Raw genomic sequence first — 24244 nt, 5'->3', positions numbered from 1 at the left:
TCAAACTCCTGTCTTATGAAGAACTCAACGGGGACGGATGCGCTTGTCGAACCGCCGTGCCAGCCGGTCGCCGGCACTTTGCACGAGCTGCACAAGCACAATCAGCACCAGAACAACAACCGCCATGACGTCAGGCATGAAGCGCTGGTAGCCGTAACGGATACCAAGATCACCAAGACCGCCGCCACCAATCGCGCCGACCATGGCGGCATAGCCAATCAGGCTGACGATCGTTAGGGTCAAGGCCGAAGCGATGCCAGGCCGCGCCTCGGCAAGCAGTACCTTGAACACGATCTGGATCGGGCTCGCACCCATGGCGCGCGCTGCTTCCGTGAGCCCGGGATCGACCTCCCGGATTGCCGTTTCCACCAGCCGTGCCACAAAGGGAATTGTCGCGATGGTCAACGGCACGATAGCCGCGGTCGTGCCAATCGATGTCCCCGCGACAAGGCGCGTAAATGGAATGATGGCGACAACGAGGATGATGAACGGCGTCGAACGCGTTGCATTGACGATGACGCCAAGCACCTTGTTGACCGAGGGTGCAGGAAAGAGCTCACCCCGGCCGCTTGTTGCAAGGAACACACCCAGTGGAATACCCAAAAGCGAGCCGATCAGCCCGGCCACGGCGACCATGTACAGTGTCTGGCCAGTTGCTTTGAGAAGAAGCGCGAGAATATCAGCGGACATAACCGACCACCTCCGATGACAGGCCATGATTGGCGAGAAACTGCCGGGCCTCGGTGATTTTTACCTCGTCGGCCCGCAACGAAACAACGAGCATGCCGAAGGGTCGCCCGGCAATCTCGTCCACAGCGCCGGCCAGAATGTTGACCTCTATGCCAAGGTCACTGCCAAGCCGCGCAAGCATCGGCTCCGTTGCATTCTCCCCTTTGAAGATCACGCGCAGGATAGTGCGAGAACCGGGCTCCGGCTGCTCTGACATGCGGCTGGTCAAAAACTCCGGCAGGCGCATCCCGGCGAGACCGCCAAGCAGAGCCCGTGTCGTTTCATGGGTATGGCCAGTGAAGACATCGAATGTCGAGCCCTGCTCGACAATGCGGCCGCCATCGATGACCGCAACATGATCGGCAATGGTTTTCACCACCTCCATCTCATGGGTAATCAGAAGGACGGTCAGGCCCAGTTCCTTGTTGATCTGCTTGAGCAGCGCCAGGATCGAGCGCGTTGTTTCCGGATCGAGCGCCGATGTCGCCTCGTCGGAAAGCAGAAGCTTTGGCTCGGTGGCCAGCGCGCGGGCAATACCGATGCGCTGCTTCTGCCCGCCGGAAAGTTCGGCCGGATAGCGATCACGCTTGTCGGAAAGGCCAACGAGATCAAGCAGCGGCGTGACACGCTTTTCAATCGACTGTTTATCCACGCCTGCAATTTCAAGCGGCAGCGCGATATTGTCGAAGGCCGTTCGCGAGGAAAGCAAATTGAAGTGCTGAAAGATCATGCCGATCGAGCGGCGCACAGAGCGCAGGCTTTTCTCGTCGAGCCCGGCGACATCCACGCCATCGACGAGAACACCGCCGAAGCTTGGCTTCTCCAATCCGTTGACCAGACGGATCAGCGTGGACTTACCCGCACCGGAACGTCCGATAATTCCGGTCACCGATCCGCGCGGAACAATCAAGTCGATATTGTCGAGCGCCACCACTTCTGCGCCGGTGCGACCTGCCGCAAAGCGCTTGGAGACCCGCTCGAACGCGACCATGGGGTTGGCCGGCCTGGACACCTCGAGCTCGTCATTCGCAGCCACCTTAGGTGGGCTTTTTACCTTGTCTGTCACAATTGCCATATTCATTTGCGGTGCTCGCACATCCGCCCTGTTGTCTTTTTGCGACCGTCTATACAGACCATCTGCGATTTTCGATAGACCTTGACGGCAGGCATGAACATTTCGGCTTGATTTGAGAGTGGAATTTTCGGGCAAGACGCGGAGTTCCCGCTCATGAGTCCGACAATAGGGAATGTCGGTCCACGCCGACACACAGCCCATTCCATATTTCGGCCGATTCTGAAAACGCTATTCCAAAACAACCGCATACACTGCCGGATTCAACCCTGCGTTCGTTGTCGAGCATCTCAAAGCAAGCAATGAGCTTGACGAGCACGCGCCGTGCGATCGGGTTTTGCCGGCAGAAGCAGAAAGCACCGTGCCAGCCGGTGCATCGGGAAGATTGGCCTCCCGACCAGGCAAAGGCCTCGTCGTCAACGCTGGAGGTCAACAATACGGCGTGTGCCGTTTTGCATCACACGAGAAATGAAAAGAACCCGGACTGGCTGGCAAGTCATCATCCGGGTTCGATTCAACTTCTAGAAAACGAGGGGCGGGTGAAAGCCCGTTCCTTACTCCAGATGTATATTGCACATTGCGGGTAAATCCAAGCAACCACAGATTTTGCCAGTGCCTTAGTTTGAATTCTAGCTACCGGCAGACCGCCGGGAGACGTGCTATGTGATGGAGAATCGATCGATGACCCATAGCCAAGTGCCGTCACCTTGCCGACGGGCGACCTCAGCAGTCACGCTGCCATCGGGCAGGCGCGTTGACGTCAGCGCCAAGTCCCTATTGATAACAGCCGGACTCTGGTTTCCCGCAACAAATTTGCGACCGGTTGCGGTGATCTCCGCGAATAGCGCTCGGATTGCGTCCCTGCCGCGCGTCAATTGCCCCTCACCACTATCGATGACGGCATCCGGCTCAAAAAGGGCCGCCATACCGTCAACGTCTCCCACCCATTGTCGGGAAATCAGCAGGCGTTCCAAATCCTGAGGATCACGCGCCGGATCACGTCCTACTTCATCGGTCATGGTGACTCTCCTCTGATGGCATACCAGTCAAACCGCGAAACTACTCAAGCCGAAGTCGGATTCGACCGGTTGATTTCAATCCGGAACGCTGCCTAGATTTAAAGCCATTGAGCATGGTGCCGGTCAAGCCAATGCGCGTATGGCTGCTTTGGACGGCCAATGGGGCGTTAGGCAACAGCTTGCTCCTTTGATGCATCGAGATATACCAAATCACCTATCCTAGGTCGCATTTTGCATTCCGCAAATTGCGTCGACCGTAATAAATGATTTACATGGACATATTTGAGAAAAGGAACGACATTTCTTTTTATATTTTTAAGGGATTTACATCAATTCAAACGAAAACTATTCAATAGGACTATATTATATACAATATCGATTTTCCTATGGTTGAATATTGAGAAAATCATCTTAACCAAAAAGCGATGGCGCGCCATAAAGACATTGGTAACTATTAAAAAAAATGCTAAGTATATTAACCAATGCCGAACGTAAAAAAACTAACATGGGGAAATATGAACTCACGATCCTGAGGTCTTTGCGTGCCGCTGTCCAATTTTCATACATTTGACGCGATCCGATCGATGTTCGGAATGCGTGGCGCCATAAACCCGGCCGTCAAGCGCAGGGTTTATGCGGAACAAATGGACGTAGCGCTGAGACTGGCACCGTTCACCGTCCTGGTCGCTATGTGCGTGGTGTTCGTCGTTTCTTTTGTCTTTTGGGACCTTGGTCCCCGACCCTATCTTGCAGGTGTCGCAACAGTGGTCGCTCTGTTAACTGTGGGTTCCCTTTTTGCCTGCTGGCAATGGTACAAGGTGCCAAAAGTCAAGGAACTCAGCTTTGACGCGATAAAATATCTGATCATTGTCTCATCGCTCTATGGCATATGCCTTGCGAGCATTCCCTTGATGCTATTTCTCGACGCCGACCCTTATCACCGCCTTCTGATCGCCTGTACCGCAGCCGGGTTGATGGCAACCGGCATCGGGGTAGCCGTTGTTCCGCTCGCAGCAATTGCATATTCGGGCACAATCATTACTGGCTCTTTTTTTGCTTTGGCCTCCACGGGGGAAGATTTCTTCCTCTTCATAGCGATTCTGTTGGCCTTCTATGCCCTCTTTATTCTGTTCACCATCGTTCATATGAGCAACCTCATCGTCATGCGCACCCTGGATCAGATCAAAGTGGAGCAGCAGAAGGAGGTCATCAGTCTGTTGCTCTATGATTTCGAGGAGAATGCCAGTGACTGGATCTGGGAAACCGACGCGGACCTGAAGCTTCAGCATACATCGCCTCGCTTGGCACAGATCGCTGCAAAGACAACAAAAGAGCTACAGGGCATGCCCTTTGCTCAATTGTTCAAAGTCGACCAGGCTCACGCCGAGGAGGCAGTCAAAGTTGGCTCCATATGGCAGGCAATCGAGAACCGTACGACGTTCCGCAACCACATTTTGCCCATCAATATCAAGGGCGAGACACGCTGGTGGTCCCTCACCGGCAAAGCCATTTTTGACAACGCCGGTCAGTTCGTCGGTTACCGCGGCGTTGGCTCCGATGTGACCGCCGCGAAGCAGTCCGACGATCAGCTGTCCTACCTTGCCCGCTACGATGTGCTTACCGATCTGCCCAACCGAACGCTGTTTACCGATCAGCTCGGCCAAGCGACCAAGGACCTCGAGAAGGGCTTACGCAGCTTTGCTGTTTTCTGTATCGATCTCGATGACTTCAAGACAGTGAATGACAGCTTCGGCCACGGTATCGGCGATCAGCTCCTCAAGCAGGTTGCCGATCGCTTGCGTGGCAGTTCGCCGGCAACCTATACGGTTGCGCGCCTGTCCGGCGACGAGTTTGCAATCCTGGCGCGCGGTGCGGATCAGGCTGCGGCCACCGAACTCGCCGAACAATTGGTCCAGAGCATCTCACAGCCGTTCTGGATCGATGGTATCCAGATCAACATCCACATCAGCGTCGGCATCGCCATCGCTCCGACCGACAGTGTCAACGACATCATGCGTTGCGCTGATCTCGCGCTCTATCGGACCAAAAACGAAGGCCGGAATAGCTTCCGCTTCTACGAAGTCGAAATGGACGCACGCATCGAGGCCAAGCGCGCACTGGCGATGGACTTGCGCGGCGCGCTTGCCCGCCAGGAATTCATCCTGCATTTCCAGCCGATTGTTTCCGCACAGACTCTGAAGACCGTCGGTTTTGAAACCCTGCTTCGCTGGAAGCATCCGGTGCACGGCTTCATCTCACCCACGATCTTCATTCCTATCGCCGAGGAAACCGGCAATATCATCCCGCTTGGCGAATGGATCATTCAGGAGGCATGCCGCACTGCGGTCTCGTGGCCGCAAGACATTCATGTGGCGATCAACATATCGGCGATCCAGTTCCGGCATTCGGATCTTGCGTCGATCGTTCGTGATGCGTTGACCAAGAACAAGCTGAAGCCAAATCGTCTGGAACTCGAGATAACTGAATCCGTTTTCCTGGAAGCCAATGTTGCGGCAATCTCGTTGCTGCGGCAGTTCCGGGCCATGGGCGTCAGCATCGCGCTCGACGACTTCGGCACGGGCTATTCCAGCTTGAGCTACCTGCGCAAGATGCCGTTCGATAAGATCAAGATCGATCAGTCCTTCGTTCGCGATCTTCCCCACAACCGCGGCAGCCTTGCAATCATTCGTGCAGTGATGGGTCTTGGCGCCAGCATGGGCATGAAGATAACCGCGGAGGGCGTCGAAACCCGCGAACAGCTCGCGTGCCTGCAGAAGGAAGGTTGCGATCAGGTACAGGGCTTCCTGTTCAGCCCTGCTGAGCCGGTCGAAAAGACCTTCGAGCTGCTGACCTTCGACAGCGAGCGCTACCAGGTCGCCAGCTAGAGTTTCACGCTTGACGTTTTGTTACGTTCTGGATTGGCGGTCGGTAGTTTGGCGACAGGCGCGAATCCTTGGGCCAGTAAGCCAGGAAGCCCTTGATCACCTCCCCCGGAATGTCGAGCGGATTGTAGTTTTCCCTATCCACGAACATCAGCGACTGTTCGCCATGCCCCAGCAAACCTTGCGCCACGCTGTGAATTTCATGCTCCAAGGTCACGAACTTGCGGTTGTGCCGGGCAATCTTGATACGCACGCTTATCTGCTCGAACTCCTTCGACTCTCGCCGGTAATCATGTGTGAACGAGCGCGTCAGGATATAGAACCGCGTTGTCGCAAGGTCGAAATCCGGCATGCAGACGTTGAAGAACAATTCGCGCGCCTTTCCCACCCAGCGGACATAGTTGGCAAAGTAGACGTTACCGACCGAATTCGTATCGTCATACGTGGGAATCAGTTGCATCACGAACCACTCACCATCGAAACCGTGCGACGGTGACATTTCCTCGCCTTCCGATACGCCGGTTAGCGGTGATGGCGTCATCATGCGAATAGGCTGATCGACGATTTCGACCTGTATCGCTTTCGAACGAGGTCCGACCAGCTCAATGATAACCGGCAATGCGCCGATGAGACCTATGAAAGGCGAAATGACCAGGAAGCCTGGTACTGGCTCGATATAGCCGATCACAAAGATCAGGGCAGAACCACACCCGATCATAAAGCTCAGGACTGGATCGAATTTCGGCCTTGCGCCCAGCGCTTCGCAAAGCAAGTTGGCCGAGGCGCTGACAAACAACGTTGCGAAGGGCATCATGAAATACATCAGCGAGAAATTCGCCGGTACTGCCGTAAACGCAACCCAGACAGCGCCAAGCAGAAGCCACAGGGGCGACGAGGCGACCCCGTCGGGGATCAGCGCTAGAAGCGGACTGTTGCTCCGCAGGTTCTTACCCTTCAAGAACCATTCAGTTGCACAATAAAAGCTGTCTACGGTTGAAGCGAGAGCAATCACCGTCCAGATGACGAAAGCGACCGCCAGATATGATTGGCCATTCTCGGCAGCAAGCACAGTTGCCGCCGAGACAGATCCCTGTGCACTGGGCAGACCATCGATCGAGAGAATACTGCCAATCGGCCCGACGGCAGAGGCAGTCAAGGCATTCAGAAACAGAAAGCCGAAAAACAGCAGCGAACCAACACCATAGGCCAGGCCGACATTGCCACCTTCGCGCTTGATCGTGACTGCCCGCTGCCAATGCTGAATATCGAGCCATGGTCCAAGCAGAAAGCCGATCAGCGTCGGCATGATCAAACCGTAGAAACGACTATCGAATTGCTGAAGCGGTACGCCCGGATAGCTGGAAGTTTCGCGCAACCCAACAAGCAGAACGGTCCCGGCCGCAACACCAACCACGGTATAGACGATGTGCAGCCATTTGATCTGCTGCAACGATAGCGCATGTCCGATGGCGCAGGCGAACAAAAGCAGCAGAGCAACGCCGATTGGCGAGCCTTCGCCGACGATTGGCTGCCAAAGATAGGCGACGAACCCGAATATAGTGACGACGAGCGCTGCCATTTGGAACAGGAGGAACACGCCTGCGTATCGGCCTTCAATATCCTTGATGATCTGATCGGGTGGACGCTTAGTGCGACCGAGAATATAGCCGAACAACCAAAGTCCCGCGACATTGGCGATGGCAAATCCGAAGAAGCCAAGCCATCCATAGGTCAGGGTGACATGGATGGAATAAAAGAACCCCAAACCCCACAGCCAGGATAAGCCTATTGTTGGCGACCACAAAAGATTCCGCACGACCGTCATGACTATCCAGCTTTAAAAGAAACGCTGCCCTACAGCATCGTACTTTAATCGATGTTATTCGCTGAAATAAGTCAATGATTTGCATTTGGCTCCGAACGCCGAAACCGACATTTTTTGCGCCCCGCGAACACCGACCTGCACTCTACGTCTAGGTCACCCTCACTAACCAGCCCACTCCAACTGATTAGGCTTCGATTGATTGCGGCGCGGCAGCGTCAAACGTAAAATGGGTGATCGGGTAAAATAAGAATGTGGTGGGGGCCATGAAAAGAACTCGAGACTACTACGATGACGAAGGACGGCATACGCGGGCGTTCCTGGTGAGTGTATGCGACTATGGCGTTGCGATTCTGTTCGTGGCCGGAGTTCTCTATTCAACTTATCTGGATATCGGAAACCGGTTCAAGCCGAGCAACGCAGAGCTGGTTGCCGCAAGGCACGCAAAGATCGCCGCCGAAACGGCGATGAAATAGTCGCCTGCATTGAACCTATAGTCCGGCTATCGCCCGTAGGTCGCTTACTGCGCCCGCGGCGGCGGCAAGGACTGGCGATCCTTTTGTAAGTCCGTCGCCTGCGACCGGAAAAGGATGGTGCCAGCCACCGGCTTCCTTGACGAGGCAATAGCCCGCCATGCAATCCCACGCATGCATGTAGGGCTCATAATATCCAACAAGGCGGCCCGCAGCGACATAAGCCAACATCAGCGCACCCGATCCATTGCGGATGAAATTGCCGCCTGCGTCGAGAAGTTTCTCGACGATGGACGCGACCGTGGCAGGGGTCACGTGGTTGTTCGCACCGATACCTGTCACGGCATTGCGAATATTGCGGCTTGCATCGAGTTTCAGCAGCTTGCCGTTCAGTGTCGCACCCATACCATCGGCGGCGGCGTAAAGCTCGTCATTGCATGGAACATAGATGACGCCGATGGCGATCTCCTCTCCGCGCAAGGCGGCAATGGAAATGCACCATGTCGGCATGCCGTTTACGAAGGGGCTGGTGCCATCAATCGGATCGATGACCCAGGTATAGGCGGATGTGCCGGCGCTCACCCCATATTCTTCGCCGACAATGGCATCGCCAGGGAAAGCCGCCGCGATCCGCGCGCGGATGAGATCTTCCACTTCGCGGTCGGCGATGGAAACCACATCGTGCGGATCTGCCTTGGTCTCGATCACCAGTTGTTCCCGCGCGTTGAAATGCGCAAGAGCCACGGCTCCCGCGTCGGTTGCCATCTTCTGAGCCAGGGCAAAGCGATCCTGAAGATCAGTGTCGGCATGCGATGTCATGTTCGTTCCTTCGCTATGAATGCAGATTTCAACTGTTGATGATGGCGATGCCACGACGGTGAAAGCCGATGCTGACATTGGTCGCCGGTGCAAGGTTTCTGTCGACGGCCGGGTCTACGACGAACAGCATGCCCGCCTCCGTCTCGACCTCATATTCCACATGATCACCAAGATAGGCGGCGTGCCTTATGCTGCCGGGAAACGCCCCACTCTCGGCCGCCTCGAGCGTGATGGCATTCGGCCTTACGGCGAGCTTGGCCGGTCCCGGGCGGGCGCTCCGACCCGGAACAGAATGTTCAAGCTTGCCGACGCGGATGATCGCCTGCCCCCCATCACTGCGCAGGACTTCGCAGGGCACGACATTGGCTTCGCCGATGAAGTCAGCGATGAACGAGGAGGCTGGCGCTTCATAAAGGTCGCGCGGCGAACCTTGCTGGGCGACGACGCCGTCCTGCATGACGATAATCCTGTCGGAGACTGCAAGCGCCTCCTCCTGATCATGGGTGACATAGACCGCCGTGAAACCTAGGCGCTGCTGCAGTTCGCGGATTTCCGTCCGCACGCGGCGGCGCAGGCGGGCGTCCAGGTTGGAAAGCGGTTCATCGAGCAAGAGCACCTGCGGCTCGAGCACCAGTGCGCGGGCTACCGCAACGCGTTGTTGCTGTCCACCTGACAGTTCAGCGGGTAGCCTCTGGCCATAACCGGCAAGACCGACCTGCTTCAGTCCCTCTTCGGCCCGCTCCCGCGCTTCATTCTTCTTCATCTTCGATGACTCTAGCCCATAAGCGACGTTCTCCAGCACCGACATATGCGGGAACAGCGCATAGGACTGGAACACCATCGAGACATCGCGTTCATTGGCAGGAAGCATGGTGACATCTTTATCACCGATGAGAATGCGTCCCGAGGTCGGGTGCTCAAGCCCAGCGAGCATGCGCAGCGTCGTTGTCTTGCCGCAGCCCGATGGGCCCAACAGCGTTACAAGCGTGCCAGGCTCGATATCCAGCGTCAGATCATGGATGGCAGTGAAGGTGCCGAACTGCTTTTTGACATTGGCGAAAACAACAGAGCCGGTGCGATGGGTAGTCATGATGCGGCCTTCTCTTGTGGTGCGGCAGACGGAACAAAGGCTGTTGCAACGCGATTCTCGCGGCGCAATTTCCTTTCGCCCACCAGTAGCTGGAAACAGGTGATGATGACGATCATGACGACGATCAGCGTTGACGAGTACGCCACGGCAACGCCGTATTCGCCATTTTCGACAAGGCCGACAATGTAGGAGGTCGCCATATTGTACTCGGCGCTGACCAGGAATATGACAGCGCTGATCGATGTGATGGCGCGGACGAACGAATAGACCAGCGCAGCAACAATCGCCGGACGGAGCAAGGGTAGGATGACCTTGCGGATTGTCCGGAAACTCGTCGCCCGCAAGGTCAGCGATGCTTCATCCAGGCTCTTGTCGAGCTGGCTCATCGCCGCCACGCCGCCGCGCACGCCGACCGGCATGTTGCGGAAGACGAAGCAGGCGATGAGGATCAGCGCCGTGCCGGTCATCTCCAGCGGCGGCAGATTGAATGCCATGATGTAGCTGATGCCGATGACGGTGCCGGGAATTGCAAAACTCATCATCAGAGCGAATTCGAATACATTGCGTCCGACGAAACGCTGCCTGACAATCAGATAGGCCGTGAGCAGCCCGACAGCTGCGGTAAGCGGTGCCGAAATCAGCGCGATCTTGATTGTGGTCCAGAATGAGTTCCACGCAACGCCCGTCCAGGCGACGGCGCCGTTTTCGAAGCTGAGCGAGAAAGCGCGCTGGTAGTGCTCGAAGGTCAGGGTATTGTCGAGGCCCCATGTGCGGACGAAGCCGCCGAAAAGGATCATACCGTAGATGACCAGCGTGAAGAGTATCCACGGAATGACGATAGCGTGGACGCCGACGGAAAGGGATCGCGGCAAGGCAATGTGTGCACCGGAATCGCCTTTGCCGGTCACGGTCGCGAAGCTCTTGCCTGCTAGCCACACACGCTGTGCAAGGAAGGCCGAAAGCGTGAAGAACAGAAGGATAATCGCCAGTACTGCCGCACGCGACGGATCGTTTTGCGAGCCGACAACCGCGAAGAATATTTCCGTTGAAAGCACTCCATGGCTGCCGCCGAGGACCAGCGGGTTACCGAAATCCGCCATGCTCTCGATGAAGCCAATCAGAAAGGCATTGGCGAGGCCGGGCTTCATCAAAGGCAATGATATCTTCCAGAACGTACGCCAGCGATCCGCCCGCAGGGTTTGCGATGCTTCTTCCATAGACGGGCTGACGCCCTCGACGACACCGATGAGCACAAGAAACGAGATAGGCGTGAAAGACAGGACCTGTGCAATCCAGATGCCGGTCAGGCCGTAAAGCCAGCGGCCCGGCTCAATCCCGAAGAGGTTGGAAAGCTGCTGGGTCACGACACCGGCGCGGCCGAAGAGAAGAATAAGCGCGAGGCCGATGACGAACGGCGGTGTGATGATCGGCAGGATCGTCAGCAACCGCAGGCCCCGCTTGAAGGGAAAGCGGGTACGGGCTGCAACCAGAGCGAAGCAGAGACCAAGTAGTGTGGAGCCGAGCGCCGAAAGGATAGCCAGCAGCAGGGTGCGCCAGGCGACGCCACAGCGATTACCGCCGACGAGACAATCCAGGCTCCAGATCGACGGATCCTGAATGTTGCGGACAAATCCGGAGGGATCGAACGAGCCGTCAAAACTCTGGAAGGCGCCGACGAACATGCTGCCCACGGGGTAGAACACAAAAATACTGACAAGGAAGACAAGCAGCGCGATCGAAGCGACCACGAAGGCATCGCCCCGGAGCACGCCGCGCTCGGCGAGGCCGAAGGAAAACATCAGGACGAACGACAGCGCCACCAGCCCAGCGCCTGCACCCATCGACGGTTGCCCATCGGCAAGCGGCCCGAACAGCGTTTCAGTGATCGTCCAGGTCCAGCCGGTGAACCCGACAGCGAGTCCCTGCAGAACAAGGAAGACAATTCCAAACGCGCCTGCCGCGATCAGCAGATTTGAACGCAACTGCGAAACCTTGAAGGCGCGCGCGCAAAAGCCTGCGAGGAAAAACAGTCCAATGACGGCTACCGTCCAGCGTCCGTGCTCGAAGATTTGCACGATGCCGGGCGCTTCTGCCGAGCCTGTCAGAAAATTGCCGAGCCAACCGAGGCCGAAGAAGCCGCTTTCGATTCTGTACCAGGGCACGAGGATGTACCCGGCGAGCCCGATGCCGAGAGCAATATTCAATCTCCGGTCGCTACGTTCCATCACGCCACCGCCGCCTTAATCCTTGAAGAAAAGTACCTGCGCTGCCGATATGCCCGGATCGATCCGGACATATCGCGTCAGTCGCAAAGTGAGATCAGTTTGCGCTTGCACCGATCTCCTTGTCCCAGCGATCAAGCAATTGCTTGCGCTTGGCGGGGTCTCCATAGGTTTTGAAGTCATAGTCGATGAGCTTGATGTCTTCGAACTTTGGCGCTTCCGGCGGAACCGTCGCGGACTTATTCGACGGCAGTTGGAAGGATTTTGCCTCCTTCATATGCGACTGCACTTCGGCGGACAGCGCCCAGTCATACCATTTCTTGGCAGCATCGAGATTGCGCGCACCCTTGATGATCGACATGGAACCGATTTCGTAACCCGTGCCTTCGCAAGGTGCGACAGCCTTGACCGGGAAGCCTTCGGCAATCTGAGCGACCGCATCATGCATGAAGACGATGCCCAGCGCCGTTTCACCGCGTGCCGCAGCTTTGACCGGCGCTGAACCCGATTTCGTATATTGCGAAACGTTCGCGTTCAGTTGCTTCAGATAATCGAAAGCCTTGTCCTCACCCATGATCTGAACGAGGGAAGCCAGCGCCGTATAGGCCGTGCCGGAAGAATTCGGATTGGCGATCTGGATTTCGCCCTTGAACGATGGATCGACCAGATCGGCCCAGCATTTGGCTTCCTTCAGACCCTTCTTCTTGACGATCTCGGTGTTGTAACCCCAGCCGAGTGCCCCTGCATAGACACCGACAGTCTTGTATCCGGCGCTCTCCGCCTGCTTCTTCGCCCAATCCTGCAACTGATCGAGCATGGGCGACTTGTATTCCTGGGTCAGCCCTTCGGAAGCCGCCTGCAAATGCGGATCTCCTGTACCTGCCCACCAGATGTCGGTCTTCGGGTTGCGTGCCTCGGCACGAATTTTCGCATAGGTCTCGCCCGACGACAGGCGCACCATATTGACCTGAATACCCGTTTCTTTTTCGAACATGCCCTTCATCAACTCGCAGATGACGACATCGGCCGAACAGATCAGATTGAGATTTTCAGCAGCACGCACTTCAGTTGGCATCATTTGAAGCCCAACAGCAAAAGCAGCGGCGATTGCGAATATTGAACGCATGTTGTTCCTCCCTGAAAAAGCGGCACCTCCATGCCGCACGCCGTTTTGCAAGCGTGTGCAAAAGTTTCACATGCCATATATGCTTGTCAAGTAAGCTTATTGCTTCCATTCAGGAAATTCACCCACGCAACGATTGCAAGTTCTCGCAAGCGCGTGCAAGATATGGGTAGAGACAGATAATCACTTGGAATCAAGTAGGTGAACAAATCATTCGTCAGCGCCGATGACGTGGCCAAGCGAGCCGGCGTTTCCCGCTCGGCTGTGTCGCGTACATTTACGCCGGGCGCCAGTGTATCGGAGGAGACGCGCCAGCGTGTAATGAAGGCTGCACAAGCGCTTGGCTACCACGTGAACCAGCTGGCGCGCGGCCTGATGCGCAGTGAGAGCGGTATTGTCTGCCTCGTTGTATCGGAAATGGATACGCCCTACCGCGCCGGGCTGGTACGCGCCCTCACCCATGAATTGCAGAAGGCCGGAAAGATCTCAATGCTGATCAACACGGATCGCTCGGATGGCAGCGTCGACGCAGCGTTACGCCAGACATTGCATTATCGCGCAGATGCGTCAATTCTGTTGTCCGGCCTGCCTGACAAAGCGATTACCAGGCTTTGTCTCGACAGCGGACAGCGCATTGTGCTGATCAACCGCGACGATGATATCGAGGGGCCTTTCCGCATCAACCTTGACGATGGCCATGCTGCAAGAGTGGCGGTGCATGCGTTCCTGCGCGCCGGGTGTCGTTACCTCGCCTTCGCCAACTCCGAAGTCGGAACACCGAGTCTGATGGCGCGCGAACGTGGCTTCATCGCCGCGGCTGCAGAATTCGGACTTGCGGTGACAGTCGTGCGCTGTGGCAACACCGTCTATGAAAGCGGCCGCAAGATCGCCCAGACTTTATTTACAGAACCGAACCGACCGGACGCGGTGTTCTGCGTCAACGATCTGATGGCATTCGGTTTGATGGACGGCGCACGGCACGATTTTGGGCTGCGTATTCCGCAAGACCTCTGTGTCGTCGGCTTCGACGACATCGAGCAGTCCGCATGGACCTCCTATGGCCTGACGACGTTTTCCCAGCCCGTGGACGAGATTGTGAAAAACAGTATTGCATGGCTTGGAGATCGCGAGGCAGAGCCGGCCTCAGAAGTCCCCCCGGTTCGTTTGCATGCCCCGCTGATCTGGCGGCAGTCGGTTCGCGCCACGCAACGGGTTATTTCGTAAACGCGCCCCAGACGCTGATCCTGTTCCGGCCATTTCGCTTTGATTCGTAAAGCGCGCTGTCGGCAAGATTGAGGAGATCATCGGGACCACCATCAAACGCCGCACGATTCGCGCAATCGAAAACGGCAACGCCGATACTGATTGAAACCATGCCGATTGGACTGCCGCCATGTTCGAGCTGCAAGGCCCAAACGGCATTAAGCATTTGAGTGCCCAGGTCACAGGCTTGCTCTGATGTGACGCCGGACAGAAGTGCCGCGAACTCCTCGCCGCCAAAGCGGGCGATGGATCCCCCGCTGTGCTTGACCACCTTATTCAGCGCGCGCCCGACATGCACGAGGCATTTGTCCCCGGCCAAGTGCCCATAGAAATCATTATACGCTTTGAAATGGTCAATATCGACCATCAGGACTGCGAGAGTTTGCGCATTCTCGGCGCAGCGCGCGAACTCTCGTTTCAACAAATGACTGAACTTTCGCCGATTTGGCAGATTAGTCAAATGATCGCGTTCTGACTGGTTCTTCAGCTTGCGGTTCGCTTCCAGCAACTTCTTTTCCAGTTCCAGCCGCTCTTGAACCGTGGTCGAGAGTTGCTCCTCGACAAGCTTCTGTGCACTGATATCGACGCTTGTCGCCAGCAGCCGCAGCGGCGTACCGTCGGGACCATATTCGACTACCTTGCCACGACTTAGAATCCATGCGTCCCCGCCGCCGCCACGCGGAACGCGGTAGATCGCTTCGAAGTGCGATTTGCGGCCACTGACGGCATCTTCAAACGCTTGAATGGCGTGGGCCTTGTCATCGGGGTGGACGATATCCCAGGCAACGCTTTCAGATTCTGCGCCGTTAGGATCAAGGCCGAGCAGCACGCGATATTGCGGGGAACGCCATACGCGCATGGTCGCAATGTTCAAATCCCATATCCATTGACCGGCACTCTCCAGCGCGTACGACGTGCGCTGCTCCGTTTCCCGCAGCCTCTCGGCCATTCTTCTCAAATTGGTAATGTTCGTGTAGGCAACCGAGATGCCGGCGAACTCGCCCAGATCATTCGTCACCGGTGCCGCAGAAACCATGAAGGTTTCTTGGGCATACTCAATCTGCCGATCGGGAATCACGGTTCCAGCCACAGCGGCCTTAAGGTCCTCGCGCAAGAGGAGTGCATGATCGGGTACAATGTTTTCGATGGGCTGACCGACAGCCTTCTCGCTGGAGATAGCCAGCATGCGCGAGAGCTGATCGTTGATCGTAACAAAAGCGCCGTTGCGATTGATATAGCACAGGCCGACAGGGACCTTGTCATAAACTGCCTCGATCTGAAGCAGACGATCGTCACCGCGCTCATTTCCTGGATCGAACGGTGATTTTCGCGATTTACTGATTGGCATCACCCAGTCTTCCGAACAACTGCGGAAAAATGTCCCGCCACAGTCCACTTACATTGGCGAGCGAAGAGCTAAATCGTCAAGGTAAATACTCGTAGCTGAGGTTAATTAATCGTCATCAACACAGTGGGTCTGGCGCAGCGCGGTGATGCTGATTAAGCTTATCACATGGTCTCGAAAGATGCGGGAGGCGACCATGTCCAACGAACATCACCACAACGGCACTGATGGTCATGAACATCCCATCGATTGGAGGGAGCATGGCGTGAAAGTCATTCCCGGGGATTCCCTTGATCCGAATACGGCTCAGACGCCGGGCATGAACCGCGCTGCGGCGGTCAATCGCGCCCGGGCCGGAGCAGAGAAAATCTGGGCAGGAACTGTCGTTATCCACGCGAACGCCAAGACCGGCGCACATCACCACGGCGATCTGGAAAGTATTATCTATGTGGTAAAGGGCCGGGCGCGCATGCGCTGGGGCAACAAGCTTGAATATGTCGCAGAAGCGGGACCGGGCGATTTCATTTTCGTGCCTCCCTACGTGCCGCATCAGGAGATCAACGCCAGTCCGGACGCGCCGCTCGAATGCGTTGTCGTTCGATCAGGTCAGGAACCGGTGGTCGTCAATCTCGATATCGAACCTGTGGAGAAACCGGAAGGGGTCCTGTGGAAGGACCCTATTCATCGCTGAACCGCGTTACTCCTTCACTGTGCGCTGCAGCTTTTCGAAACGCTTGACAAGGCGGTCACGTTTCAGTTTCGACAAGCGGTAAATCCAGAATTTGCCATCGAGTTGATCGATTTCGTGCTGCAGGCAGACGGATAGCAGCCCCTTCGCTTCTACTGTTCGAGATGCACCCGACAAATCCTGATATCGGACATGGACAGAGGCAGGCCGCTCTATCTCATCGGAGACACCCGGCATCGAAACACTTCCCTCCATATGCCTGGACATCTCGCCCGAGGCCTGCCCGATTTCTGGATTGACGTAGAAACCAGGGTCACTGTTCGGCCCCAACTCGATGACAACAAGCCGTTTCAGTACACCGATATGCGGTGCGGTGATGCCAATTCCAGGAGCAGCGCGCATCGTCTCCAGCAGGTCTTGGGCTAAAATTTTCAGGTCGTCGTCAAACTCGATCACGGGCTCGGCGGGCAGCCGCAGGCTTGCGTTGGGAAATTTCAAAATCGTCCGGATTGTCATCAACTGCTCCGATGGCTGCGCGTGGCACATCGGCAACGCACACAAAGCCTCTTGCCGCAAATGGTGCGTGGAACGCAAGCTTCCTTTACAAGCGGCATCGCGATCGATAATCGACAAAGGGACTATGAGGTTTCACTCCGAACAATCGGCGTGGCCCGACGAGACGAATGGATGTCCGCCACCAAGACTGTAATCAAACCGCAAGTTCTGCCAAAGGGCGCGTTGATCATGACGCTCCTCGTCCTGGTGACGACGATCGTCTCGTTCATCATCATGATGGGCATCACGAATATTTCGCCAACCAAGCGGACGACGCAGTTCATCATCGCTGCCAATGCCATTTCGATCCTGGTACTGGTCTATTTGTCCTATGCGACCTTGAAAAAGCTGTTCCTGTTCAAGAGCAAGGAAAAGCATAACGATCTGCATACCAATATTGCGATCATATTTGCGCTGATCGCCTCGATACCATCGATCATTGTTGCCTGCTTTTCGCTTATTGTCCTCGATAACCGGTTGAACTCATGGATTAACCCCGAGAACAACCAGATTATCGACATGTCGATCAAGGCAGCGCAATCCTACACCGAAGACAACGCGCAGAGCCTCTTAACAACGACACTTTCCATGGTGATCGACCTCGACCAGCGGAGGATGCTCTACAGTCTCGACCGGGGCGCTTTCTCGGATTGGCTGACATACGATGCCGGCCGCAACAATCTTCTGGGAGCCTCGCTGGTCAAATCCACTGGCGAAGTCGTTGTTAGTGCCGAACTTTTCAACGACAATACATTGCCTCCAGTCCCCCTCAAGGCCTTGAAGGGTGCGGCGGGCGACAAGCCTGTTCTGATACCGCCAGGTGACACGAACCTCGTCGGTGCGGTGATCAAGACGCAGGCACTCCCGGATCTTTACCTCTACACAATTCGTGCGGTGGATTCTTCGGCGTTGGACAATATGCGTGTCATGACGGACAACAATACCGAATACCAGGCATTGGCCAGCAATCGGTCCAACACGCAGATCGCCTACGCGCTGCTCTATACTGAACTTACATTGCTGCTGCTGCTCACCGCCGTGTGGACAGGCATTGCTGTGGCCAACCGCGTGGTCCAGCCAATCCGCATATTGATCGGCGCGGCGGAAGACGTAGCCACAGGCAATTTCGATGTATCGGTGCCGGTACGCGGTTCAGATGGCGATATCGGCTCACTCTCCCACACCTTCAACAACATGGTTGAGCAGCTTAAGACCCAGCACAGCGCCCTTCTCTCAGCGAAGGACGAGATCGACGAGCGACGGCGGTTTACAGAGGCGGTCCTGTCCGGGGTGACAGCTGGTGTTATCAGCGTCAATTCCGAGGGCAATATCGCCGACCTCAACCGGCCAGCCGAACAAATGTTGTCGATCGACGGCGTGCAGGCAGCCAACAAGAATCTGGTCCAGGTCCTGCCGGAGATCGGGCCGGTTTTCGATGCTGCGCGGGAAAACGGACGGTCCTCCAGCCGCAAGCAAATCAGCGTCACGCGAAATGGCGTTGCACGCTCCCTCAATGTCCAGATTACTCGGGAAGATGCCGATACAAAGAATACTTCTTATGTCGTGACCGTCGACGACATCACCGATCTGGTGGCCGCTCATCGGTCCTCTGCGTGGGCGGACGTTGCCCGAAGAATTGCTCACGAGATCAAAAACCCATTGACGCCCATTCAACTCTCGGCTGAGCGCATTCGTCGCCGTTATGGCAAAGTCATCGTCGAAGATCGCGAGGTTTTCGACCAATGTACCGAGACGATCATCCGGCAGGTCGGCGATATAGGTCGTATGGTGGATGAATTCTCTGAATTCGCCCGCATGCCCAAGCCGCAGTTGGCAGCGACCGACATTCGCGATGTGTTGCGTGACGCTTCGTTCCTGGTCGAAATCAGTAACAGCCAGATCAAGTTTGATCATGAAATCGCCGATGAATCCTTGATCGGCAACTTCGATAATCGCCTGCTTGGCCAGGCCTTCGGTAATATCATCAAGAACGCATCAGAATCCATCGATGCGGCGCTGCAGACCGGAGCGATCGAGACAGGCCACATTCTCGTCCGCGCGCTAAGTGCCGGTCCGTCCATCGTTGTCGAAGTTCTGGACAACGGGAAGGGATTGCCGGCGGAAAACAGGCATCAATTGCTGGAACCCTATGTAACGACACGCGAAAAAGGCACTGGTCTCGGTCTCGCCATCGTCAAGAAAATCGTCGAGGATCACGGCGGACACCTTGAAATGCTTGATGCTCCGGAGAGCTTCCATGGCGGACGCGGAGCCTTGGTGCGAATGATTTTTCCAAAGCTGCCAGACGCCGCGTAGGCTTATTACAATCTATACATTCCATATCAATTTGTGATTAGCTGCGACCTCAGCATAAATTGAATGGCTAAATTGAAAGCGCTATAGTCCTTTCGCTGAAACCGGGACGTTAGAACTAAGCCTTCTGCCATCCGGCGACAGCGCGTGAATCACGACAATTTAGAAAAGATCACTGGAACCAAAATCAGCGACGAATATGCGTGATTTTTGAGAACGGGCCGGTCCTATCCGGCTATGCTCAGGAGGATACAGGCGATGATGCGACATACGAAAGAAAACGGCGATATCTCCAACTGGATGACATGCTCAATGATTTTGTTTGGCGCGCTAGCAGTTGCAGCTGTCATCTTTGCAGTTTGAATATCGAAGTTAGACTCGATATAGCCAAGCTCACAGAGCTAAAGCCGCGCGAGACGCGCGCATGAGATTTAAAACAGGCCGGTTTCTTTTGAAATCGGCCTGTTGTTATTCTGGGCTTCTGATCTTATTCGGTCCGAAGTACCGATAACATCAATAGAAATAGAGCAATGAAGTTCAGCACAGCGCCTGCCGCGTGTGAATATTCCCACTGCCTGCGCAGCGCTTCCCAACCCTCGGGCATTTGGTCCAGTTTTCAGTTGCATTGTTGGCAGGGTAAGTGACCAGCCAGAAGATCACCTGGGTGCTCACAATGCAAAGAAACGCCGCTACCCGTAAGTTTGAAGGGTTGCGCAGCACGGTAGAGCCAAAGGGATAATAATAACGTCGAGAGCAGCGCGCCAATCATGACAATCGCAAAGAGGCTCCATCCGTCATAAGCTCGTTGCGCGACAAGATAGTCAGTACGTCCAAGCCAAAGTTGTTATTCATTGAGAACAGATGGGCACCAGCTGGAATGAGCGCAAGAACGGCAAACAGCAGACTCGCCAGTCTTATCATATATCATTCGACAATGCTCGACGTGACATCCACCGAATGAAACGCAAATGGCCGTTGATTGATCCCAATTCACTTTCTACGCCATGGCGATGGAACCAAGTCCACCACAAACAGTTTACCTGCGGTGAGCGCTTGCTTGGAATCTTGATTGTAAAACTGGCTCTTGGTTTTCAAGGACAACAGGAAGAAAATTGCGAATGGATTGGGGATATTGTGGACGTTCCGCAAAGTAATTTTGATTCTTCTCTCGCAGCTTTACATGGCATGGATAGTTATAGCCGTGATTTTATCATCATGGACCTTCCGGCTGCTGTCTATACGACGAACAAATCTGGAATCATCACCTTTTACAACCGCGCAGCTGCTGAACTTTGGGGACGTAGACCCCGGATAGGTGAAGATGAATGGTGCGGGTCATGGAAACTGTACTGGCCTGACGGAATGCCCATGCGGCATGATGAATGCCCAATGGCCGTGACTTTGCGCGAAGGACGCGAGGTTCGCGGACTAGAGGCGATTGCCGAAAGACCCGATGGCAGCCGCGTCTCGTTCCTGCAATTTCCTGTTTTGCTGCGGGACAAGCGCGGCAAGATCACTGGCGCTTTGAACATGCTCCTGGATATCAGCGAGCCAAAACGCGATGAAGACACAGCTCAGCGGCTGGCGGCCATTGTGGAATCATCGGATGATGCAATCATAAGCAAGGATCTTTCAGGGACCATACGCAGCTGGAACAAGGGGGCGGAACGAATATTCGGCTACACCGCGGAAGAAATGATTGGCCGCTCAATCACGCATCTAATCCCTACCGATCGTTTGAATGAAGAGCCGAGTATTGTTAACCGAATTCGCAAGGGCGAGCGGATTGACCATTATGAAACGATAAGGCGGCGTAAGGATGGCACCCGTATCCACGTCTCGCTGTCGGTATCGCCGGTTAAAAACTCCTCCGGCCGCGTTGTTGGCGCTTCAAAAATCGCGCGCGATATTACGGAAAAGAAAGAAGCCGAAGACCGTATTCTGATGTTGATGCGCGAGGTGAACCATCGGGTAAAGAACCAGTATGCGGTGATCCTCTCCATGATCCGGGAGACCAGCAATCGCACCAATGATACGGCCGAGTTCGAGCAGCACATTCGTGAAAGGATTATGGCCCTTGCGCGCTCCCATGATCTGCTTGTGCACGCCGCCTGGCGTGGCGCAACGGTTTCAGACCTGCTGGTGGCGCAAATCAAGCCATTCGGCGACGAAACGCGCGTTACCATGTCCGGACCGTCAATTACACTTCAACCGAATGCGGTACAGTATCTCGGTATTGCGTTCCATGAATTGGCAACGAATTCCGCCAAATACGGTGTCTTCTCTGCAGAACGCGGCACCATAATCGTAGACTGGTACGTCGGAGACGAAGGCCGAACTTTCTATCTGGCATGGATTGAATCAGATGGGCCGATTGTGAGGCTTGGCCGCAATCGCGGTTTCGGCAAGGTTGTGCTTGAGCGCGTGACACCGCTCTCGCTCGGTGGCGAAGGCATTCTGGAGCAGACGCCCAATCGTATCGTCTGGACCGTACGCGCACCGATGGAGAATATAGCAGCATCCACGGCCTGATCCATGTGCCGGTACCAAATCTCACTATTTTTGCTTAGACTCACCCGCTGGCAAGACACGAAGCACACGTGTATCCTCCACGTATCATAAAAAATCGCGTTCGGAGGGGACCGCAATGCCACAAATTTCTCACCTGTTCTTCAAGACTGCAGTCATATGGCTGATCATTGGTCTGGCGATTGGCCTGCAAATGGGGATATCCGGGAACCACAACACAATCGCAGCCCATGCTCATCTCAATCTTCTCGGCTGGGTTTCAAGCGCTATTTTTGGCGGGTATTACGCACTCAATCCGGCCAAGGCCAGCAAGCGCCTGGCGATGGTCCACTACGCGATCTATACGATCGGCCTTCTGGTCATGTTGCCCGCGCTTTACTTCATGGAACTCGGTAACGCTCAACTGGAACCGTTGGTTGGCATTGGCGCAATGATTACCTTTGCCGGCGTTCTGATCTTTGCGGTCGTGCTTTTCTCGCGGGAGATCGTGAGCATTCAAGAAGTCCGGCGGGTCTGAACCGGGTTTCTCCCAACCTTCTTAGTCAAAAGTCTATAACCCAGCTTTCCAACACGCTGGGCCGATGATACGTTCCTTATTTGTTCGCCGCCACCGCTTGATTCGCCCGCACCTGCCGGCGAAATTTGGTGTGGAGGCCGAACAAAAGAAACACGTCGGAGACTCCATGAGCATTGCGCATTTGGAAAGATTGAATCCCGAACAGCGCAGAGCCGTGGAATATGGTGTCGGGCCTGCCGATGAAATGCCCGCCGGGCCGCTTCTGGTCATTGCAGGTGCAGGTTCCGGCAAGACGAATACGCTGGCGCATCGTGTTGCCCATCTGATCGTCAACGGCGCTGATCCGCGCCGTATTCTCCTGATGACCTTTTCGCGTCGCGCGGCAGCTGAGATGACGCGCCGCGTCGAAAGCATCTGCACTCAGGTTCTCGGACAAAATGGCGGCGCAATGAGCGGCGCCCTCACATGGGCAGGGACGTTTCACGCAATAGGTGCGCGGCTTCTACGTGATTATGCCGAGCAGATTGGTCTGAACCCGGATTTCACCATACATGACAGGGAAGATTCTGCCGATTTGATGAACCTGGTTCGTCACGAACTCGGTTTCTCAAAGACGGAAAGCCGCTTTCCGACCAAAGGCACTTGCCTCGCCATCTATTCAAGGGCTGTCAACTCGCAAATGTCCCTCGACGACGTGTTGCGCTTGTCCTTCCCGTGGTGCGCCAACTGGGAAAAGCAACTGCGCGAACTATTCGCCACCTATGTCGAGACCAAGCAGGAACAGAACATTCTCGACTATGACGATCTCCTGCTCTATTGGGCGCAGATGGTCGTCGATCCGTTGCTTGCCGGCGACATTGGCGGGCGATTCGACCATGTGCTCGTTGATGAATATCAGGACACGAACCGGCTTCAGGCTTCGGTGCTGCTCGCGTTGAAGCCAGAAGGACGGGGACTGACCGTCGTTGGTGACGACGCGCAGTCCATCTATTCCTTCCGGGCTGCAACGGTTCGCAATATCCTCGACTTTCCCAATGCATTCAGTCCCGCAGCAGACATCATTACGCTGGACCGCAACTACCGTTCGACCCAGCCCATCCTTGCCGCTGCAAACGGCGTGATCGATCTTGCATCCGAGCGCTTCACCAAGAATCTCTGGACGGAACGACAATCGGCTGAGCGCCCACAGCTGGTTAGTGTCCGCGATGAGGCCGACCAGGCCAACTACATCGTCGAACGGATTCTGGAGAACAGGGAAGTTGGCACGACACTCAAGCAGCAGGCCGTTCTGTTTCGCACTTCGCACCACAGCGGCCCGCTCGAAGTCGAGCTCACGCGCCGCAATATCCCGTTCGTCAAATTCGGCGGGCTGAAATTCCTCGATAGCGCCCATATCAAGGATATGCTCGCGGTGTTGCGCTTTGCGCAGAATCCGCGGGACAGGATTGCCGGGTTCCGGCTGATGCAGCTCTTGCCTGGTGTGGGTCCCGCCTCCGCACAGAAGGTGCTCGACATGATGACCGAGCATGCGGATCCTCTCACTGCACTGTCCGATATCCCGGCTCCTCCACGCACAGGCGAGCACTGGACGTCGTTGGTGAATACTTTGCTGCAGCTCCGTTCCGGGAATTCCGGCTGGCCCGCCGAGATCGAACGCGCCCGCCGTTGGTATGAGCCACACCTCGAACGTATTCACGAGGACGCTTCGACGCGGCAGGCCGACATAGTCCAGCTGGAGCAGATTGCGGCAGGCTATCCCTCACGCGAACGATTCCTGACCGAG

General features: G+C 55.6%; 18 protein-coding genes. 8 read left to right on the top strand and 10 right to left on the bottom strand.

Annotated elements, in window-relative coordinates; genetic code table 11:
* Window positions 1–24: 24 nt before the first annotated feature.
* The 3 genes from AAAC48_RS13075 to AAAC48_RS13065 form a co-directional block, all read right to left on the bottom strand.
* Window positions 25–690, bottom strand: a complete 666-nt coding sequence (locus AAAC48_RS13075; RefSeq protein WP_340654586.1) for a methionine ABC transporter permease — start codon at window positions 688–690, stop codon at window positions 25–27.
* Window positions 680–1720, bottom strand: a complete 1041-nt coding sequence (locus AAAC48_RS13070) for a methionine ABC transporter ATP-binding protein (RefSeq protein ID WP_340654598.1) — start codon at window positions 1718–1720, stop codon at window positions 680–682. Before AAAC48_RS13070 ends, AAAC48_RS13075 begins: the two co-directional genes overlap by 11 nt.
* 740 nt (window positions 1721–2460) lie before the next feature.
* Complete coding sequence (locus AAAC48_RS13065; RefSeq protein WP_340654585.1) at window positions 2461–2820, bottom strand: nuclear transport factor 2 family protein; 360 nt, start codon at window positions 2818–2820, stop codon at window positions 2461–2463.
* A 593-nt stretch (window positions 2821–3413) separates the two neighbouring features.
* Here AAAC48_RS13065 and AAAC48_RS13060 point away from each other — a divergent pair.
* Window positions 3414–5705 (top strand): EAL domain-containing protein, encoded by a 2292-nt coding sequence (locus tag AAAC48_RS13060; protein ID WP_340654584.1) that lies wholly within the window; start codon window positions 3414–3416, stop codon window positions 5703–5705.
* A 4-nt stretch (window positions 5706–5709) separates the two neighbouring features.
* Here AAAC48_RS13060 and AAAC48_RS13055 read toward each other — a convergent pair whose 3' ends face one another.
* Window positions 5710–7527 carry a thioesterase family protein gene (locus tag AAAC48_RS13055; RefSeq protein ID WP_340654583.1) on the bottom strand — a complete coding sequence of 606 codons (1818 nt, stop codon included), beginning with the start codon at window positions 7525–7527 and terminating at the stop codon, window positions 5710–5712.
* A 263-nt stretch (window positions 7528–7790) separates the two neighbouring features.
* On the opposite strand from AAAC48_RS13055, the gene AAAC48_RS13050 reads away from it, so the two are divergent.
* The gene (locus tag AAAC48_RS13050; RefSeq protein ID WP_340654582.1) at window positions 7791–8000 is read left to right on the top strand and encodes a hypothetical protein; all 210 of its coding nucleotides are present in this window, start codon (window positions 7791–7793) and stop codon (window positions 7998–8000) included.
* A gap of 15 nt (window positions 8001–8015) precedes the next feature.
* Here the strand turns inward: AAAC48_RS13050 and AAAC48_RS13045 are convergent, their stop codons facing one another.
* From AAAC48_RS13045 to AAAC48_RS13030, 4 genes are all read right to left on the bottom strand, one after another.
* Window positions 8016–8816, bottom strand: coding sequence for an inositol monophosphatase family protein (locus AAAC48_RS13045; protein WP_340654581.1), 801 nt, complete (start codon window positions 8814–8816; stop codon window positions 8016–8018).
* Window positions 8817–8844: 28 nt separating this feature from the next.
* The gene (locus AAAC48_RS13040) at window positions 8845–9906 is read right to left on the bottom strand and encodes an ABC transporter ATP-binding protein (RefSeq protein WP_340654580.1); all 1062 of its coding nucleotides are present in this window, start codon (window positions 9904–9906) and stop codon (window positions 8845–8847) included.
* Window positions 9903–12131, bottom strand: coding sequence for an iron ABC transporter permease (locus tag AAAC48_RS13035; protein WP_340654597.1), 2229 nt, complete (start codon window positions 12129–12131; stop codon window positions 9903–9905). The genes AAAC48_RS13040 and AAAC48_RS13035 overlap by 4 nt, the downstream gene beginning before the upstream one ends.
* Window positions 12132–12225: 94 nt before the next feature.
* Complete coding sequence (locus AAAC48_RS13030; RefSeq protein WP_340654579.1) at window positions 12226–13254, bottom strand: ABC transporter substrate-binding protein; 1029 nt, start codon at window positions 13252–13254, stop codon at window positions 12226–12228.
* 198 nt (window positions 13255–13452) lie between these two features.
* On the opposite strand from AAAC48_RS13030, the gene AAAC48_RS13025 reads away from it, so the two are divergent.
* Window positions 13453–14475, top strand: a complete 1023-nt coding sequence (locus AAAC48_RS13025; protein WP_340654578.1) for a substrate-binding domain-containing protein — start codon at window positions 13453–13455, stop codon at window positions 14473–14475.
* On the opposite strand, the gene AAAC48_RS13020 is transcribed toward AAAC48_RS13025, so the two are convergent.
* Window positions 14465–15862, bottom strand: coding sequence for a diguanylate cyclase (locus AAAC48_RS13020; RefSeq protein ID WP_340654577.1), 1398 nt, complete (start codon window positions 15860–15862; stop codon window positions 14465–14467). The genes AAAC48_RS13025 and AAAC48_RS13020 overlap by 11 nt on opposite strands.
* Before the next feature lie 193 nt (window positions 15863–16055).
* On the opposite strand from AAAC48_RS13020, the gene AAAC48_RS13015 reads away from it, so the two are divergent.
* Window positions 16056–16550, top strand: a complete 495-nt coding sequence (locus AAAC48_RS13015; RefSeq protein ID WP_340654576.1) for a cupin domain-containing protein — start codon at window positions 16056–16058, stop codon at window positions 16548–16550.
* A 6-nt stretch (window positions 16551–16556) separates the two neighbouring features.
* On the opposite strand, the gene AAAC48_RS13010 is transcribed toward AAAC48_RS13015, so the two are convergent.
* On the bottom strand, window positions 16557–17063 hold the full coding sequence (locus AAAC48_RS13010; RefSeq protein ID WP_340654575.1) for a peptide deformylase: 507 nt from the start codon (window positions 17061–17063) through the stop codon (window positions 16557–16559).
* A 171-nt stretch (window positions 17064–17234) separates the two neighbouring features.
* On the opposite strand from AAAC48_RS13010, the gene AAAC48_RS13005 reads away from it, so the two are divergent.
* The 4 genes from AAAC48_RS13005 to AAAC48_RS12990 all read left to right on the top strand — a co-directional run.
* Window positions 17235–19418 carry a PAS domain-containing sensor histidine kinase gene (locus tag AAAC48_RS13005; protein WP_340654574.1) on the top strand — a complete coding sequence of 728 codons (2184 nt, stop codon included), beginning with the start codon at window positions 17235–17237 and terminating at the stop codon, window positions 19416–19418.
* A gap of 858 nt (window positions 19419–20276) precedes the next feature.
* A complete protein-coding gene (locus AAAC48_RS13000) occupies window positions 20277–21947 on the top strand; it encodes a PAS domain S-box protein (protein ID WP_340654573.1) in 1671 nt (556 codons plus the stop codon).
* A 115-nt stretch (window positions 21948–22062) separates the two neighbouring features.
* Complete coding sequence (locus tag AAAC48_RS12995) at window positions 22063–22461, top strand: hypothetical protein (protein WP_340654572.1); 399 nt, start codon at window positions 22063–22065, stop codon at window positions 22459–22461.
* Window positions 22462–22627: 166 nt separating this feature from the next.
* The coding region (locus AAAC48_RS12990; protein ID WP_340654571.1) for an ATP-dependent helicase at window positions 22628–24244 on the top strand (1617 nt) is incomplete at its 3' end.

This window comes from Phyllobacterium sp., from assembly GCF_037994405.1.
GTDB lineage: Bacteria > Pseudomonadota > Alphaproteobacteria > Rhizobiales > Rhizobiaceae > Phyllobacterium.
Note: the sequence above shows the minus strand (reverse complement) of the source record. Positions and strands in the feature narration are given on the sequence as shown.

Bases quoted from the DNA above. Each gene is read 5' to 3' on its own strand.
- AAAC48_RS13075 (WP_340654586.1), bottom strand. From the start codon at position 690: ATGTCCGCTGATATTCTCGCGCTTCTTCTCAAAGCAACTGGCCAGACA.
- AAAC48_RS13070 (WP_340654598.1), bottom strand. From the start codon at position 1,720: ATGGTCGCGTTCGAGCGGGTCTCCAAGCGCTTTGCGGCAGGTCGCACC.
- AAAC48_RS13065 (WP_340654585.1), bottom strand. From the start codon at position 2,820: ATGACCGATGAAGTAGGACGTGATCCGGCGCGTGATCCTCAGGATTTG.
- AAAC48_RS13060 (WP_340654584.1), top strand. From the start codon at position 3,414: ATGCGTGGCGCCATAAACCCGGCCGTCAAGCGCAGGGTTTATGCGGAA.
- AAAC48_RS13055 (WP_340654583.1), bottom strand. From the start codon at position 7,527: ATGACGGTCGTGCGGAATCTTTTGTGGTCGCCAACAATAGGCTTATCC.
- AAAC48_RS13050 (WP_340654582.1), top strand. From the start codon at position 7,791: ATGAAAAGAACTCGAGACTACTACGATGACGAAGGACGGCATACGCGG.
- AAAC48_RS13045 (WP_340654581.1), bottom strand. From the start codon at position 8,816: ATGACATCGCATGCCGACACTGATCTTCAGGATCGCTTTGCCCTGGCT.
- AAAC48_RS13040 (WP_340654580.1), bottom strand. From the start codon at position 9,906: ATGACTACCCATCGCACCGGCTCTGTTGTTTTCGCCAATGTCAAAAAG.
- AAAC48_RS13035 (WP_340654597.1), bottom strand. From the start codon at position 12,131: ATGGAACGTAGCGACCGGAGATTGAATATTGCTCTCGGCATCGGGCTC.
- AAAC48_RS13030 (WP_340654579.1), bottom strand. From the start codon at position 13,254: ATGCGTTCAATATTCGCAATCGCCGCTGCTTTTGCTGTTGGGCTTCAA.
- AAAC48_RS13020 (WP_340654577.1), bottom strand. From the start codon at position 15,862: ATGCCAATCAGTAAATCGCGAAAATCACCGTTCGATCCAGGAAATGAG.
- AAAC48_RS13015 (WP_340654576.1), top strand. From the start codon at position 16,056: ATGTCCAACGAACATCACCACAACGGCACTGATGGTCATGAACATCCC.
- AAAC48_RS13010 (WP_340654575.1), bottom strand. From the start codon at position 17,063: ATGACAATCCGGACGATTTTGAAATTTCCCAACGCAAGCCTGCGGCTG.
- AAAC48_RS13005 (WP_340654574.1), top strand. From the start codon at position 17,235: ATGTCCGCCACCAAGACTGTAATCAAACCGCAAGTTCTGCCAAAGGGC.
- AAAC48_RS13000 (WP_340654573.1), top strand. From the start codon at position 20,277: ATGGGCACCAGCTGGAATGAGCGCAAGAACGGCAAACAGCAGACTCGC.
- AAAC48_RS12995 (WP_340654572.1), top strand. From the start codon at position 22,063: ATGCCACAAATTTCTCACCTGTTCTTCAAGACTGCAGTCATATGGCTG.